Annotated in this window: 12 protein-coding genes; 8 read left to right on the forward strand and 4 right to left on the reverse strand. The window is 24.9% G+C overall.

Annotated elements, in window-relative coordinates; translation table 11 throughout:
- Together B5D11_RS09830 and B5D11_RS09835 are read right to left on the reverse strand one after the other, a co-directional pair.
- A partial coding sequence (locus B5D11_RS09830) for a transposase (RefSeq protein WP_078682862.1) occupies window positions 1-212 on the reverse strand: 212 nt, incomplete at its 3' end.
- Window positions 213-344: 132 nt separating this feature from the next.
- The gene (locus B5D11_RS09835; protein WP_078682863.1) at window positions 345-2129 is read right to left on the reverse strand and encodes a tetratricopeptide repeat-containing glycosyltransferase family 2 protein; all 1785 of its coding nucleotides are present in this window, start codon (window positions 2127-2129) and stop codon (window positions 345-347) included.
- Window positions 2130-2333: 204 nt separating this feature from the next.
- Here B5D11_RS09835 and B5D11_RS09840 point away from each other — a divergent pair, with 204 nt between their 5' ends.
- The 5 genes from B5D11_RS09840 (at window position 2334) to B5D11_RS09860 (ending at window position 9544) form a co-directional block, all read left to right on the forward strand.
- On the forward strand, window positions 2334-3326 hold the full coding sequence (locus B5D11_RS09840; protein ID WP_078682864.1) for a glycosyltransferase family 4 protein: 993 nt from the start codon (window positions 2334-2336) through the stop codon (window positions 3324-3326).
- 197 nt (window positions 3327-3523) lie between these two features.
- Window positions 3524-5884, forward strand: coding sequence for a U32 family peptidase (locus tag B5D11_RS09845; protein WP_078682865.1), 2361 nt, complete (start codon window positions 3524-3526; stop codon window positions 5882-5884).
- Window position 5885: 1 nt separating this feature from the next.
- The gene (locus B5D11_RS09850) at window positions 5886-8246 is read left to right on the forward strand and encodes an endonuclease MutS2 (protein WP_078682866.1); all 2361 of its coding nucleotides are present in this window, start codon (window positions 5886-5888) and stop codon (window positions 8244-8246) included.
- Window positions 8243-8701 carry a DUF523 domain-containing protein gene (locus B5D11_RS09855; protein WP_078682867.1) on the forward strand — a complete coding sequence of 153 codons (459 nt, stop codon included), beginning with the start codon at window positions 8243-8245 and terminating at the stop codon, window positions 8699-8701. Before B5D11_RS09850 ends, B5D11_RS09855 begins: the two co-directional genes overlap by 4 nt.
- 21 nt (window positions 8702-8722) lie before the next feature.
- A complete protein-coding gene (locus tag B5D11_RS09860; RefSeq protein ID WP_078682868.1) occupies window positions 8723-9544 on the forward strand; it encodes a hypothetical protein in 822 nt (273 codons plus the stop codon).
- Between the two features lie 332 nt (window positions 9545-9876).
- Here B5D11_RS09860 and B5D11_RS09865 read toward each other — a convergent pair whose 3' ends face one another.
- Entirely contained in the window at window positions 9877-11343 is a 1467-nt protein-coding gene (locus tag B5D11_RS09865; RefSeq protein ID WP_078682869.1) for an aminotransferase class I/II-fold pyridoxal phosphate-dependent enzyme, read from the reverse strand.
- Window positions 11344-11573: 230 nt separating this feature from the next.
- On the opposite strand from B5D11_RS09865, the gene B5D11_RS09870 reads away from it, so the two are divergent.
- The 3 genes from B5D11_RS09870 to B5D11_RS09880 all read left to right on the forward strand — a co-directional run bounded on the left by B5D11_RS09870 (window position 11574) and on the right by B5D11_RS09880 (window position 15546).
- Window positions 11574-12170, forward strand: a complete 597-nt coding sequence (locus B5D11_RS09870; protein ID WP_078682870.1) for a 50S ribosomal protein L25 — start codon at window positions 11574-11576, stop codon at window positions 12168-12170.
- 503 nt (window positions 12171-12673) lie between these two features.
- Entirely contained in the window at window positions 12674-14410 is a 1737-nt protein-coding gene (locus B5D11_RS09875) for a phospho-sugar mutase (RefSeq protein WP_078682871.1), read from the forward strand.
- Between the two features lie 59 nt (window positions 14411-14469).
- Entirely contained in the window at window positions 14470-15546 is a 1077-nt protein-coding gene (locus B5D11_RS09880) for a tetratricopeptide repeat protein (protein WP_078682872.1), read from the forward strand.
- 126 nt (window positions 15547-15672) lie between these two features.
- On the opposite strand, the gene B5D11_RS09885 is transcribed toward B5D11_RS09880, so the two are convergent.
- Window positions 15673-16698 (reverse strand): LCP family protein, encoded by a 1026-nt coding sequence (locus B5D11_RS09885; RefSeq protein ID WP_078682873.1) that lies wholly within the window; start codon window positions 16696-16698, stop codon window positions 15673-15675.
- Window positions 16699-17098 lie beyond the last annotated feature (400 nt).

Raw genomic sequence — 17098 nt, forward strand, 5'->3', positions numbered from 1 at the left:
GTTTTCTTTGAGTATCCATTTCTACTATTTGAGGTTTGTTTTTCAGTAACATCATACTTGTCATATCCAAGCTGTGTATCCATTTCTGCTTCTAATGCTTCTTGCAGTACCTCTTTAAATAATTCTTTCATAGCAGCTAAAACATCATTAGGACTTTTAAAGTTCTGCTCATTAACATAATTTCTTAAAATTTCTTTAGAAATATTCGACATAAAAAACACTCCTTCTTGTAAATATTTGGTATATTATCTATCCAAATTCTTGCCAAGAAAGAGTGCTTTTTATTCAGTTTACACAAAATTTTTTGCAGGCTCTAAGAATATAATAATCTAATTTAGTATTTATTAATTCATTAAAATTTTTAAAGATTCTTTATCATATACTTCAAATTCTTTTATTGATCTTATTAATTCATTTTTTGAATGTTCAATATATCCATATTTATAATAAAGTTTCCCAAAAGCGAGCAATATAAATTTATTATTTATTAAATTTAATAAATTTACAGCTATTTTAAATTCATTGAATTTATTATTTACAAGTAAAATTTCTAAAATTTCCAAAATAATATTAAGATATTCTGATTCATTTTCTTCATTAGATATATCTAATAAAGCTTCTTTAGTAAACAGCTTTAAAAGCTGAGAATACACTTTAAAATGCTTTTTATCATGGTTTGATAAATTATCTTCTTTAAAATTATTTAATATAGATAATGCTCCATTATAATTATTAATTAATATATTGCTTATAACTTTATACATAGAAAGAGGTACATAATAAGAATTATTTTCTTCTACATTATTTAAGCAAATGCATTCATTAAATTTACCTGTCATTAAAAGACATTTGGCTTTTATAAAATTTAAATTTTCTGTAATTGTTGAATATTGTTCATATTTTTCAATGTATTCTAATGCTGTATCATAATAATCTTCATTAAAAAATAAGTTTATCAGTATTAATTTTGAATTAAGAGAATCGGGTAAAAAATCTTCCATAATTTTTTTAAAATCTTCTAATGGAGTATTTCTAATTTTTAATATATGAGCAATATTATATAATGGAGTAATAAAATCATTTTTTGATTTCATTGTTTCAATGTAATAATTGTAAGCAGTATCATAATCTTTAAGATTAAAATATGCATTGCCAAGTTCATAGTATGCTTTAAAACTTCCTGTACCATAGTAACATCTTAATTGAGGAGGTGCTTCCCCTAATTCAACGCATTTTTTTAAAGCTTTTATTTGAAGTATGGGCATATCTAAATCTTTAAATATAAGAGATTTAAAAAAATATAAATCAGTAAAATCAGGATAATATTCAATACCAATATTTATAAATTTTAAAGCATTATCAAAATCTTTTAATTGATAATTGGCTATAACTATTCTTAATATTAGTAAAAAACTATATCCATTTTGAGGATCAAATTTTTCATAAGATTTATAAAAGTGTTTTAAAGCATTTTTATAATCATTTAATCCAGCATATTCAGTTCCTAAATTAAAATTAGCAAAAGGTTCATCAGGATTTTTTTCTAATTGATTTTTTAAAAGGGTAATTGTTCTATTTTTTTTATCTTTATTTTTTATAACTTTATTCATATATCCATAATGGTGAATTTTTATGAAATCACAAATTGCATGTTGAATATTTTCTGGATAAGATAATTGATTATGAACCTCTCCTTCATAATGAATACCTTTATTATTTTTGAATAATCTTGGATTTAAATTCATAGTTGTAAAATTATCATCAATTACATCTCCGCAATAATTTATTGTTTGAAAATAGTAAATTATATTTTCATCCAATGAACTATCTAATAAGGATTTTAAATTTTTTTGATCTTCAGAATATACTTCATCATCTGCATCTAAAATTAATATCCAATCTTTTGTAGCATATTTTAATGATTCATTTCTAGCTTCACTAAAATTATTAGTCCACTTAAAATAGTAAACATTGGCACCAAAACTTTTGGCAATTTCTACAGTTTTATCTTTAGAGCCTGTATCTACAATAATAATTTCATCTACAATATCTTTGATACTTTTTAAGCACCTTGGAAGGTATTCTTCTTCATCTTTTACTATCATGCATAAGCTTATGCTATTTTTCATAATACTAACCTCCATTTAAAAGGGAAAAAAATATATTTTAATTAAGACATAAATTATCTTCATGATTATAATATATGAAGGTATATTAAAATGTGTTTATAATATTATCTTTTATTTATATAAAATCGTGATATTATTTTTATTTGCAGCATAGGTATATTCTAAAAAGATAATTACGACGGAATTTTAGGGGGATTAGGAGTTATGAAAGTTTTACTTTGCGTAAGAGGAGACTATATAAAAAGCTTTGCTGGTGATTCTAAAATAGTTATTATGACATATAAATATTTAAAAAAATTGGGAGTAGAAGTTTATATTAATGACGGCTATATAACAGATTATTCAGATTATGACATAGTACATCTTTTTAATTTAACTAGAATGGGAGAGACATATAAATATTATAAACAAGCTCATAAACAAAAGAAAAATATTGTTATAACACCTATATATGGTAATTTAAAAAAGTACTATATATATAAAAATCAAGTAGAAAATATAAAACTTTGGGAAAGATGCAGACTTTATAGGGAAGAAATATTAAAAGGCTGTAAACTTATTTATCCAAACAGTAAAATAGAAGAAAATATGCTTAGAAATGATTTTAATATTGAATTACCTTGCAGTATAATACCTCATGGTGTTGAAGTAGAAAATGATGAAACTCCTCTTTATAACTTAAAGGGAAGATATAATTTAGAAGACTATGTACTTTCTGTAGCAAGAATAACACCCCAAAAAAATCAGCTTGCCTTAGCTAAAGCTTGCAATAAGTTAGGAGTAAAACTTGTACTTATTGGAAATATAAATGATACTTCGTATTTTAATGAATGTATGAAATATAAAAATGTTGTTTATCTTGGCTTTGTAGATAGTTATCATATATATAACGCTTATAGGTTTTCTAAAATTCATGTACTTCCAAGTTTTATGGAAATGCCAGGATTATCTTCATTAGAAGCTGCTGCAAGTGGATGCAATATAATATCTACAATGGAGGGAAGTGCAGAAGAATATTTTAAAGATATGGCTCTTTATGTAAATCCTTATGAATATGAAAACATTTTAAAAGTATTAGAAGAAGGTCTAAAGCAAAAAAAGAAAATTAAGCTTAAAAATCATGTTTTAAATAATTATAATTGGTCTAATTGTATAGAAAAATTATATAAAAGTTATAATAAAATATTAAATTCTTAAAATTAAAACGAGAGGGATGTATGTATATCCTATCTCGTTTTTTACTATATTTTTTATAATTATAATTCTAAAAAATATAAAGTATAAATGTATTCTATATAGTTTTTTACTTTTAAAATAATGCTTTTAAATTTTAAAAACTATTGTATAATAAGGGATAGAATATTTTTAAGTGAGAATATATTGGAGAGATGAATATGAAAAATATAGAACTATTAGCTCCAGCAGGGAATATGGAAAGTTTATATGCAGCAGTACAAGGTGGAGCAGATGCAGTTTACTTAGGAGGAAATAAATTTTCTGCAAGAGCTTATGCGTCTAATTTTGATGAAGAAGATATTATAAAAGCAGTTGATTATTGTCATTTATATGGTGTTAAAGTTTATGTAACTTTAAATACACTTTTAAAAGAAAGTGAAATTAAGGAAGCATTAGATTATACTTGTTTTTTATATAAAATTGGTGTAGATGCTTTAATTATACAAGATACAGGTTTAGCTTATATTATTAGAAAAAATCTCCCGGATTTTGAAATACATGCTTCTACTCAAATGACAGTTCATAATGGAGAGGGAGCACTATTTTTAAAAAACTTAGGATTTAAAAGGATAGTACTTTCAAGAGAGCTTTCTTTAGAAGAAATAATACATATTTCTAAAGATTTAGGAATAGAAACTGAAATATTTATACACGGAGCACTATGTATATGTTATTCAGGTCAATGTCTTATGAGCAGTATAATAGGTGGAAGAAGCGGAAATAGAGGAAGATGTGCACAGCCATGCAGGCTTTATTATACTTTGATAGATAAAAATAATTTAAGAGAAAGTTCTGCCTATATTTTAAGTCCTAAAGATATTTGTACACTTTCTGATATTAAAAAAATAATAAATAGTGGAGCAGCCTCTTTAAAAATAGAAGGAAGGATGAAAAGACCAGAATATGTAGCTGGAGTTGTAAGCTTATATAGAAAAGCTATTGACAGCATTTATAATAACACAGCTTTTGATTTTGAAAATGAAAATAAAAAGCTTTTAAAACTTTTTAATAGAGAAGGATTTTCAAAAGCTTATCTTTTTGGGAACAAAGGCAAAGATATGATGGCTTATAAATTTCCTAAAAATACAGGTATAGAAATTGGAGAGGCAATTAAAAATTCTTTAGTAAAACTTAAAGAGGATATTTCAATAGGTGATGGAATAAGAGTTAAAGAAGAAGGATTTACTTTATCTAAAATAATAAAAAATGGAGAAGAGGTAGAAAAAGCTTTTAAAGGTGATTTAGTCAAGCTTTTACCATTAAAATATAAAAATGGAGATATTATTTTTAAAACTTCTGATATATTGCTTTTAAAATATTTAGAAAATTATTATAAAGATATATTTGAAAGAAAAATATCTTTAAGCCTTAATGTAATTTTTAAAAAAGGAGAAAGACTTGTTATTAAAACTACTTATGAAGGTAAAGAATTTATTGAATATGGAGATATAGTTCAAAGTGCAATTAAAAAACCGTTAGATATAGATAAGATTAAAGAAAATCTTCAAAAAAGCAAAGACACTCCTTTTAAGTTTGAAAACATACAATTTGAATTTTTTGAAGAAGGATTTTTACCTTTATCTTCAATAAATTTTGTAAGAAGAGAACTTATAGAAAAAATACAAAATTATATAATTGGCAAAAGTAAAAGAAAGTTAAATTTTAATACAAGTTATTTAGCTAATAAAAATATAACTACAAATGCTAAAAAATCAAAAGAAGTATTTGTTATAGTAAATAATACTGAACAGATAAAAGCTTTTATAGATAGTAATATAAATGGAGTTTTAGTTGTTGATATTTTTAAAAAGCAAAACAATTTAAATTTAGAGGATATAAAGCTTTTAAATTATGATAAAATTTATTTAAAGATACCAAATATAATAAAAGAAGAATTTAACTATATTTGCAGTATAATAGAGAAATCATTGCCGTATATTAAGGGAATAGTAACTTCTAATTTAGGTATAATTAATAAATTTAATTCTACTCTTTCTATAATAGGAGATTATAAGCTTAATATTTTTAACAGCTATTCAGTTTTATTTTATGAAAAATTTTTAAATGAAGTTTGTTTAAGTGTAGAATTAAACAAAAGAGAAATAATAGAAATTGTTAAAAATACAATATCAAAAATTCAAATGAAAATATATGGAAAAGAAGAACTTATGGTAAGTGAATATTGCCCTGTTGGAAGTATTTTAGGGGGCAAATGCAGTAATGTTAATTGTAAAGAAAATTGTGAATATGGAAACTATGTACTAAAAGATAGAAAAGGTGAGGAATTTATTTTAAAAACTGATAAATTCTGCAGAAGCTATATATACAATAGTGTTTCTACAAATTTAATACCTAACTTAGATGAAATTAATAACATGAATATAAATTCTTTTAGATTAGATTTTATTGATGAAAATTATGAAGAAACTTTAAAAATTTTAAATGCTTTTAAAGAAAGCAAATGGCCTTATGACTATAAAAACTTTACTAGAGGGCATTTTAAAAGAGGAGTTGAATAGATTGAACGAAAAGGCTTTAAAAATTTTAGAATATTATAAAATAAAAGATATAATAAAAAATTATACTGTAACAGCTGCAGGTAAAGATATAATAGAAAATTTATCTCCTTATGATAATATTTATGAGGTTTCAAAACATTTAGAAGAAACTAAAGAAGCGTTAGAGCTTTTAACTAAAAAAGGAAATCCTCCTTTTGAAGGTCTATATGATGTAAGAGAAGGAATAAAAATGGCGGAAAAAGCATCTGATCTTATGCCTGGGCAGCTTTTAAAAATTGCAAATATGCTTCGTTGTGCAAGAAGATTTAAAGAATATATAAGTCATAATGAAGAAGAAGAATCTTTTAAAGTCATTGAGGATATATGTGAAGGTATTATACCTTTAAAAAAATTAGAAGATGATATTTTTTTTGCTATAGTAAGTGATGAGGAAATTTCTGATAAGGCAAGTACTACTCTTTATAATATAAGAAAATCTTTAAAAGACAAAAATGTTTCTATAAAAGATAAATTAAATTCTTTAATAAGAACTAATTCTAAATTTTTGCAGGATAATATATATACTATAAGGGGAGAAAGATATGTACTTCCTGTAAAAGCTGAATATAAAGGTTCAGTACAAGGACTTATACACGATCAAAGCTCTTCAGGATCTACTTTTTTTATAGAGCCTATAAGTTTAGTAAATTTAAATAATGAAATTAAAGAGCTTATGCTTAAAGAAAAAGCTGAAATAGAGAGAATACTTTCTGAACTTTCTTCAAAAGTTTATGAAAATATAATTGCAGTTAAAAATAATGCAAATATAGTATGGGAATTAGACTTTATATTTGCCAAAGCTAAATTTGCAAGTAGTTATAATTGTACTTGTCCAAATGTAAATGATAATGGAATTATAGATATTATAGAGGGAAGACATCCGCTTATTGATTCTAAAAAAGTTGTGCCTATAAGTATTTATTTAGGAAGAGAGTTTACATCTCTTGTAATAACAGGACCTAATACAGGAGGGAAAACTGTAACTTTAAAGACTGTAGGACTTCTTCATCTTATGGCACTTAGTGGTATAATGATACCTGCTCGTGAAAATTCTACAGTAAGTTTTTTTAATGAAATTTTTGCTGATATAGGAGATGAACAAAGCATAGAACAAAGCCTTTCTACATTTTCTTCTCATATGACTAATATAGTAAATATAATAAATAAAGCAGATAAAAATTCATTAGTACTTTTTGATGAACTTGGAGCAGGAACTGATCCAACAGAAGGAGCAGCATTAGCTATAGCTATTCTTGAACATTTAAGGAAAAGAGGTACTAAAATTGTAGCTACAACGCATTATAGTGAGCTTAAAGGATATGCACTTAAAACCTTTGGAGTTGAAAATGCTTCAGTAGAATTTGATGTTGAAACTTTAAAGCCTACATATAGACTTCTTATTGGTATTCCAGGGAAATCAAATGCTTTTGAAATATCAAAAAGGCTTGGACTTCCAGAGTATATAATTAATGATGCAAGAGAAAAAATATCTAGTGATACTTTAAAATTTGAAGAACTTATACAAAGTCTTCAAGAAAAAAGCATTAAGGCTGAAAATGATGCTAGAATAGCTGAAAATTTAAAAATTGAGGCAGCTAAAATAAAAGAAAAATATGAAGAAAAACTTTTTAATTTACAAAAAACTAGAGAAAATGCTATAATAAATGCTCAAAGAGAGGCTAAAAGACTTATTAAAGATGCAAAAGAAGAAGCCGATACTATACTTAAAAATATAAGAGAACTTGAAAAAATGGGGTATTCTTCAGAAGTAAGACAAAAATTAGAGGAAGAAAGAAAAAAACTTAAAAATAAATTAGAAAATGTTGAAGATTTTATAAATGATACAAATGATGAAAATGGAGAGGCATTAAAAGAAGTTAAGGAAGGTGAAGAAGTATTTTTACCTTCTTTAAATCAAAATGTCATTGTTTTATCTAAGCCTGATAATAAAGGTGAACTTCAGGTTCAAGCAGGAATTATGAAAATTACTGTAAAATTAAAAGATTTAAGAGCATCTAAAATCTCAAAAGAAGAAAAAAAACAGATAAAAAAAAGAGAAGTAAATTTAAATTTAAAATCAGTACCTTCTTCTGTTGATTTAAGAGGAATGGATTCAGAGGAAGCTTTATATACTACTGATAAATATTTAGATGATGCATATAGAGCAGGCCTTACTGAAGTTACTGTTGTTCATGGTAAAGGTACAGGTGTATTAAGACAGGTTATAAATGAAATGCTTAAAAAACATCCACATGTAAAAAGTTATAGACTTGGAAGTTATGGTGAAGGTGGCAGTGGAGTTACGGTGGTGGAACTAAAATGATTATTATAAGTGCTTGTTTATGTGGTATTAATACTCGTTATGATGGTAAAAACAATTTAGATGAAAAAATAGTAAAACTTTTAAAAGAAGGTAAAGCTCTATTAGTTTGTCCAGAACAGCTTGGAGGACTTCCGACACCAAGACCTCCTCATGAAATTTTTGGTGGTAGTGGAGCTTGTGTATTAGATGGAAAATGTAAAGTTATAAGTGTAAATGGAGATGATGGAACAGATAAATTTATTAAAGGTGCAAAAGAAACGTTAAAAATTGCAAAAGAGCTTAATTCAAAAATTGCTATTTTAAAATCTAAAAGTCCTTCTTGTGGTAAAGGTGAAATTTATGATGGAAGTTTTTCTGGAAAAAAGATAAAAGGAAACGGAGTAACAGCGGAACTTCTTATAAGAAATGGTATAAATGTTTATACAGAAGATGAATACAAAGAAATGAAATTATAATAAAAAATAAAGGAGATAAATATGCCTGTATACGAAGAACCATCTAAAGAAATGATGATTTTATTAGAAAAATATTTAAATAAAAATGAAATTTGCAAAGTTTCTGGAAGTTTAGAACTTAATGATAAAATTTATAAAGAAATTATATTTTTCAAAAAAACTTTTTTCAAAAATGAAAAGACAGGATTTTTGTATGTAGATGAATACAATAATTTTGTACACTCTAAAAATATACAAAATGAACTTGCTAAATTAGGACATTATTATGAACTTTTTTATAGTGAAGATAAAACTTATGGCTTTATATCTGCACTTTTAAATATGGAAGGATTAGAAAGAACAAATGAGGATATTAAAGACATAATAAAAGGATTAGACTTTTTAAAAAGTCAAGGTGTAGAAAATACAGAAAATATTAAAAATGTTTCAATAAAACTTCTAGAACTTAGATTAAAGATAAATGAAGCTGTAGAAAAAATTTCAGATTTAGTTAATCAAATGCAATATAAACCTTTTAATAAAGAAAAAATTCAAATATTATATCCTTTATATGAAGAAATATTAAAGCTTAATTTTGAAAAAGTAAAATTAATATCTACTTTAGAAAATTATTTAGATTATGTAAAGAAAATGGCTGAAAAGAAAAAAAAGAAGATTCCATTTAGATTTAATAAAGATATAGTTTCTTCACTTATGAAAGTTAGCTATGAATTATCTTATTATATTAAAATTATAAAAACTTATAAAAATGTACTTTATATGACAAACTCACAATATTTAAAATTTTTAAGTGATATGAATAATGAAAAGATAGATAATAGAATAAAAAATATAAGAATATAAATTATATTTAAATAAGTATTTAATATATTGTAAAAAAGATGAAGTATTTAGCTATAAGTTAATCATATAGTTAAATTTAATATTAATAAAATTTAACTATATGATTAACTTAAAACAAGCTGTAAATTAATTTCTGTTATACAATTTATAGTGTTTCTAATTATAGTGTTTCTAAGTTTTTATTACATCATTTATATATAGTAGTCAATATTTAATAAAAAGACTTTTTTATATAATCATAATATAAGTTTCACATAAAAAACAAAAGAGTACAAATTAAGATTGAGTATTTTATACTCAATTTTAATTTGTACTCTTTTTATATAAAATATTTAATTAGGTATTACAACTTTAATATATTCAACCTTAGGATCTTCTGTACCTTGAACATATAATCCAGCGTTTTTAAGATTTTCTACATAGTCTACTATTTCTTTTGTTATTATTTCTCCTGGGCATAAAACAGGAATTCCAGGAGGATAAGCCATTAAAAATTCTCCACTTATCATGCCTATACTATCTTTTAAAAGAATAGACTTTTTTTCACTATTAAAAGCTTCTCTAGGTTTTTGAACAGATTGAGGTATGCTTGGTATATCTATAAAATCTGATTTTTTATTACCTTTACCATAATATTCTAAACTTATCTCTCTTAACGCATTAAGAAGTTTTTCCATATTTTCTTCAGTATCACCAAAAGAACCGACAGCAAGAACATTATAAAGGTCTGAAAGTTCCATCTGTATATGATATTTATTGGATAAAATCATATCCAAGTCATAACCAGTAATTCCTAAGTCACGACAGGTTATAGTTATTTTTGTAGGATCTAATGAATAAGCTCCAAGGCTTCCTAAAATTTCTTCACCGAAACAATAAAAACCAGGTATTTTATTAATTTCTCTTCTTGTATAATTACATAATTCTATAGTTTTATCTAATAATTCTTTTCCATAAAGTGCAATTTGTCTTCTTGCACAATCTAAAGATGCCATAAGTATGTAAGAAGGTGATGTAGTTTGAAGTAAATTTAAAACTTGTTGAACTCTCTCTTTATCTATTCTTTTTGAATTTACTTGAAGCAAAGAACATTGAGTTAATGCTCCTATTATTTTATGAGTGCTTTGAGCACATATATCTGCACCAGCTTCTATGGCAGACATAGGCAATTTATCGTTAAAACCAAGATGAGGACCATGAGCTTCATCTACTATAAGAGGAATATCATAGCTGTGAACTATATCTGCTATTTTTTTTATATTTGTGGAAACACCATAATAAGTAGGATTTATTATAAGTACTGCTTTTGCATCAGGGTTTTGTCTTAAAGTTTCTTCTACAGTTTCTGGGGAAACTCCATGAGCTATACCTACTCTTTTATCTAATTCTGGCTGCATATAAACAGGTATTGCACCACTTAAAATAATGCCAGCAGTAACAGATTTATGAACATTTCTAGGTATAATAATTTTATCCCCATCACTTACAACAGACATTATCATAGCTTGAATTGCTCCTGAAGTACCGTGTATAGAAAAGAAAGAAGCTTCACAGCCATATGCATCTGCGGCTAATTCCTGTGCTTTTTTTATAGGGCCTGTTGGATGATGAAGGCTGTCTACAAGTTTAAATACTGTTACATCAATTTTAAAAGGATTCTCACCTATAAAATTTTTAAATTCTTCATCCATACCTCTACCGTTTTTATGACCTGGTACGTGAAAAGGTATAGTATCTCTATTAACATATTCTAAAAGGGCATCAAAAAGAGGAGTTTGATTTTGATCCAATTTATACACTAAAAAAAACACCTTCTTTCATAAAGTACGCTGCTAAATTTAAAAAATAATAAATTTATATATATGTAAAACAACATTATTATAGGATATAGAGTTTTTAAATGCAATATTAAATACAATATATTATAAATATTTTATTATAAAAGCTTTTATTTAGTATTATTCTCATAATATGCAATGTATATAAATATTAAATAATGGCAATAATAGAAGAAGTAGGAGGGATAAAAATGGAGATTTTAAATGCTGTAAAAAGAGAAAAAAAGAGTAATCATGAAGCCAAAAAAGAAAGAAGAAATGGTAAAGTACCAGGAGTACTTTATGGGAAAAATATGTCTAATTTATTATTTGAAATTGCTGAGATGGAAATTTCAAAAGAAATAGAAAATAGTGGTGAACATGGTGTAATCACTGTAAACATAGATGGTCAAGAGCATAAAGCATTAATAAAAGAAGTACAAAAAGATCCAGTAAATAGAAAATTAATGCATATAGATTTAGAATCATTAAATAGTAATTCTATAATTGTTACAGAAATTCCTATTTCTTTTATTGGAGAAGACAATATAATAAAAGATGGTAAAATTTTTCAAAAAGAACGTAACAAAGTTAAAGTACAATGCGCTGCTTCTAATATGCCTAAAACTATTAATGCAGATATTTCAAATTTAAAATTTGGTGATACATATAGATTAATGGATATAGAAGTGTCTGATGAAATTACATTTATAGATAATCCCAATACAGTTATAGGCACAGTAGTTGATGGAAATACAAGCGTAATAATAAAAGATACTCCAAATGTTTCAAGTAGTTCAAATGCATAAAATGCAATTTGTAATTTGAAACTAAATAAAAATTTTATAAACTAATTTATAGGATTTTAGAGTATTAAAATATCAACATTTATATAAAATTTATAAATATTTATAAATATTTATAAATAATATTTAATGTATAAATAATTATAAATTAAATATTATTAGGCACAAATTAAGTGTTTTTGTTAAGCTTTAGTGAGTCTAACGAAAGCACTTTGATTTGTGCCTATTTTGATATTAAAGTTTCTTTGCACAGTATAAGTTTATTTACACATATTTTTACAATAGAGTTAATTAAAAACTTACCTCTATTATAGTTTGAAAAAGTACCTTATAAATATAAAAATAACTTAAGTTTGGCACAATTAAATTTTATAATAGATGTAATGAAAAATCGCCCGTATTAAGAATAAATATAAAAAATTAATAATATATAAAAAAATGTATTTTATTTCCACGATTTTATAGTATAATAAAAATGTTCATTATATAATTTTAGGAGGGAAATTATGACATATAAAGAAAGGTATAACTTATGGATTAATTCTAATGAAATAGACGATGCAACTAAAGAAGAGCTTAAGTCTATAAAAGATGAAAAAGAATTGGAGGACAGATTTTATAAGGAATTAGAATTCGGTACAGGAGGGCTTAGAGGTGTAATTGGTGCTGGAAGCAACAGAATGAACATATATACCGTAGGGAAAGCAACACAAGGATTGGCACAATATCTTTTAAATACATATAATAAAAACGATATTTCTGTAAGTATTGCTTATGATTCAAGAATAATGTCAAAGGAATTTGCAGAAACTGCAGCTTCAGTACTTTGTGCTAATAATATTAAAGTTAATTTATTTGAATCATTAAGACCTACGCCTATGCTTTCTTATACTGTAAGAGCTTTAAAATCTAAGGCAGGAATAGTTATTACAGCGTCTCATAATCCAAAACAATATAATGGATATAAGGTATATGGAGAAGATGGTGGACAAGTTACTGATAAATCAGCTTCTGATATACTATCATTTATTTCAGAAGTATCAGATTTTTCTCAAGTAAAAAAAATATCTATAGAAGAAGCAAAAAGCAAAGGACTTTTGAATATAATAGGGGAAGAGATAGATAAAAGTTATATAGATAAAGTAAAAAGCCTTACAATAAGAAAAGAACTTATCAAAGAAAAAGCAAAGGATTTAAAAATAATATATACTCCTATTCATGGTTCTGGTAATATACCAGTAAGAAGAGCTTTAAAAGAATTAGGATATGAAAATGTATTTGTTGTTAAAGAGCAGGAACTTCCAGATGGTACATTTCCAACAGCAGCTTATCCTAATCCAGAAGATCCTAAAGTATTTAAATTAGCTCTTTCAATGGCTGAAAAAGTACAACCAGATATAATTTTTGGTACAGATCCTGATTGTGATAGAATTGGAGTTGTAGTAAAAGATAATAAAGGAGAGTACAAAGTACTTACAGGTAATCAAACAGGAGTTCTTTTAACTCATTATATAATTTCTTCTCTTAAAGAAACAAATAATCTTCCTGAAAATGGAGCAATTATAAAAACTATAGTTACTACTGAAATGGCTGCAAAAATAGCAGAAGATTTTGGTGTAAAAATTATAAACGTTCTTACAGGATTTAAATATATAGGAGAAAAAATTAAAGAATTTGAAGAAACTCATAGTAATACATATTTGTTTGGTTTTGAAGAAAGTTATGGGTATTTAGCTGGCGACTTTGTAAGAGATAAAGATGCAGTTATTGCATCAGTACTTATAAGTGAGATGAGCTTATATTATAAAACTAAAGGTATGAGTCTTTATGATGCTTTAATGGAACTTTATGAAAAATATGGTTTTTATAAAGAAAGTTTAATATCTATAGAGCTTGAAGGTAAAGAAGGCCAGGAAAAAATATCAAAGGCTTTGGAATATTTAAGAAATTCAATGAAAGATTCTATAGATAATGTTAAAATAATAAAGAAGATGGACTATAAATTAAGTGTAGAAAAGGATTTAATAAATAATAGAGAAAAAGAGATAAATCTTCCAAAATCAAATGTGCTTAAATTTATATTAGAAGATGGTTCGTGGTTTGTGGTAAGGCCATCTGGGACTGAACCTAAGATGAAAATATATGTTTCATGTATAGGAAATAGCTTAGAAGATGCAGATAATAAAGTAGAAAAATTTAAAAATAATATAATGACTATAGTAAATAATGCTTTTAACTGCTAAAATTATAAGAGTGAGCCTTTAAGGTTCACTCTTATAATTTTAGATTGGAAGGTGATAAAATGGAAGGGAAAGTTTATTTTTCAGAAAAACTTAATAATATATTATTTTTAGATATAAAAAAAGAAACTTTAATGAAAATATTTAATATATATTTAAATGAAGATATTTATATGCCTATAAAATCAAATAAGATTATTGAAGATATTAAAAATGGAAAATCTTTAGATGAAATACCAATAACATTTTTTATAGAAGGCATGTTTTATGTTTTAGGTATTGATGAACATTTTAGATATGCAGACTATTATGTAAAAATGCTTTCTAATATACAAAATAGTATTTCATTTATAAAAAGCATTATATTTAATGAAGTAAAAAAAGAATTTTATGAAGAGGCTTTTATATTTTTAAATGGACTAGTTAAAGTAGAAGAAAATGAAGAAAATTATGATAAACTTCTTACTTTAGCTGATGTTATAAGACAAAAGGATAAAAATTTTAAAGATGAAGAACTTTATATAATTGATAAAGCTAAAATAGTGGGTAATAGTCCACTACCATATTTATATGAAGCTATAATTAAAAGAGATGAAGGTAATTATGAATTTGCACTTGTTTCTATAAATACTTATCTATCTAAAGGAGGCAAAAAAACAGAAGAAATTTCAGAGTTTATTCATTCTTTAAATAATATAATAAACTTTGAAAAAGGAAAAGAACTTTTATATGAAGATGCAAATAAAGCTTTAAAGCTTCTTATTCCTCTTTTAGATGAATATGGAGATAATGCTTCTTTGTATTATTATATTGCTGTAGGATATAGAATTCTTGAAAATTTTGAAAAAGCAATATATTATCTTAATGAAGCTTTAGGGTTAGACAATGCTTTAGTTGAAGTAGTAAATGAACTTGGTATAAACTATGCTGCACTTGAAGATTATGAAACGGCTATAAAATATTTAAGAAAGGCTTTTGAGGCTACTAAATCTGTGGAAATATGTACAAATTTAATAATGTGTTATATAAATATAGGTGATATGGATCAAGCAAAAAATCATTTAGATATAGCTAAAAAATTAAATAGTAAAGATGAGATAGTAATAGAATTAGACAAAATTATAAATGGAAAAAAATAAAAATTAATATAGTAAAATAGGCATTTTACAATCTAATATATAAAAGCCTTGTAGAGATAAATATTTTTCTATCTACAAGGCTTTTATATTTATAAAATTATTTATATATTTTGTTTTTTTATTGTATTACTTTTTTGGGACAGGCTTTATATCTTCAAAAATATATTTATGAATTTGATCAATAGTCGCAGGCATGTCTGCTTTTATAACAGAAGCACCATTAACAGTTGTTCCTTGTCCATAACCATCTACAGGGAATCTTTCTTGATCTATAGTAGTTATTCCTGAAGTTAAAACTTCTGTACCTATAGACAGTATGTCCATTTTAGAAATACTTGTTTCTGTATAAGGTAATAAATCACTAACCATAGAAGGATATTTTGTTATTCCTGCAGATTGTATTTTTTTTATCATTGCTGTAAGAACTTTTCTTTGTCTTTCTGTTCTTTCGTAATCAGTTCCTACATATCGTATTCTACTATAGGCAACAGCTTGCATTCCATTTAAAGTTTGAAGACCTGATTTTTTAATAGGGGTAATACTTTTACCTTCAATATTTGCAACTTCAGACATATAGCCATTTATGTATTTTATTTCACTTTCTTTTACATCAATAGGAACCCCTCCTATAGAATCTATTATCTTTTCTAAACCGAAAAAGTCAACAGCTACATAATCTTTAATATTTAATTTAAAATTCTGATTTAATGTTTTAATTGTAAGTTGAGGACCGCCAAAGGCATAAGCTTCTGTAATCTTTCTATTTCCATGTCCAGGAACTGCAACATAAGTATCTCTCATAATTGAAGACAATTTAATTTTTTTATGATTTTTATCTATGCTTGCTATCATTAATGCATCAGAACGGCTAGAAGCATTTTTATCTCTTCTGTCTAATCCAAAAAGTGCTATATTTATAACATTGTTTTTTGGATCTTGAGAATTAATTAAATTTTCAATTTCACTATCAATACCTAAATCTTCATTTGATTTAGAAAGATCAGCTGTGTTCATTTTATTTAATTGAGTAAAAGTATATCCTCCAAGAGCAGCAGCAACTAATGCAAGTAAAATAAATATAGAAAGAATTATAGGAATTTTTTTATTTTTTTTATTAGACTTTTTTTTGCTATGTTTTTTCTTATTTTCCATTTTATACCTTCCTTTACCATAATATTATTCTTTTTTACATCTTTAAGTATTATACTATATTTTAGATATATAAAAAAGTGAAAAAAGTAATTTAATAGTTTGCAAATATTGCTTAAAAATATTATAAATATTTAAATATATAAATTTAAAAATATTATAAATATATATTTAATTACATATTATGAAAAAAGATTATGAAAATAAATATTTCATAATAGTAATGTTTTTATATACATTAAATCTGCAAAATATGGTAATATATATAATATAAATCTGCAAAATATGGTAATATATATAATATAAGTTTTTATGTCGAAAATCTATTAAAATAAAAATAGTATATGTAATCAGGAAAATAAGTAAAAGAATTTTAAATAGAAAGATAATATTAGTATTTTAC

The organism is Clostridium sp. USBA 49 (genome assembly GCF_900167505.1).
Taxonomy (GTDB): Bacteria; Bacillota; Clostridia; order Clostridiales; family Clostridiaceae; genus Clostridium_AT; species Clostridium_AT prolinivorans.

Bases quoted from the DNA above. Each gene is read 5' to 3' on its own strand.
- B5D11_RS09835 (WP_078682863.1), bottom strand. From the start codon at position 2,129: ATGAAAAATAGCATAAGCTTATGCATGATAGTAAAAGATGAAGAAGAA.
- B5D11_RS09840 (WP_078682864.1), top strand. From the start codon at position 2,334: ATGAAAGTTTTACTTTGCGTAAGAGGAGACTATATAAAAAGCTTTGCT.
- B5D11_RS09845 (WP_078682865.1), top strand. From the start codon at position 3,524: ATGAAAAATATAGAACTATTAGCTCCAGCAGGGAATATGGAAAGTTTA.
- B5D11_RS09855 (WP_078682867.1), top strand. From the start codon at position 8,243: ATGATTATTATAAGTGCTTGTTTATGTGGTATTAATACTCGTTATGAT.
- B5D11_RS09860 (WP_078682868.1), top strand. From the start codon at position 8,723: ATGCCTGTATACGAAGAACCATCTAAAGAAATGATGATTTTATTAGAA.
- B5D11_RS09870 (WP_078682870.1), top strand. From the start codon at position 11,574: ATGGAGATTTTAAATGCTGTAAAAAGAGAAAAAAAGAGTAATCATGAA.
- B5D11_RS09875 (WP_078682871.1), top strand. From the start codon at position 12,674: ATGACATATAAAGAAAGGTATAACTTATGGATTAATTCTAATGAAATA.
- B5D11_RS09880 (WP_078682872.1), top strand. From the start codon at position 14,470: ATGGAAGGGAAAGTTTATTTTTCAGAAAAACTTAATAATATATTATTT.
- B5D11_RS09885 (WP_078682873.1), bottom strand. From the start codon at position 16,698: ATGGAAAATAAGAAAAAACATAGCAAAAAAAAGTCTAATAAAAAAAAT.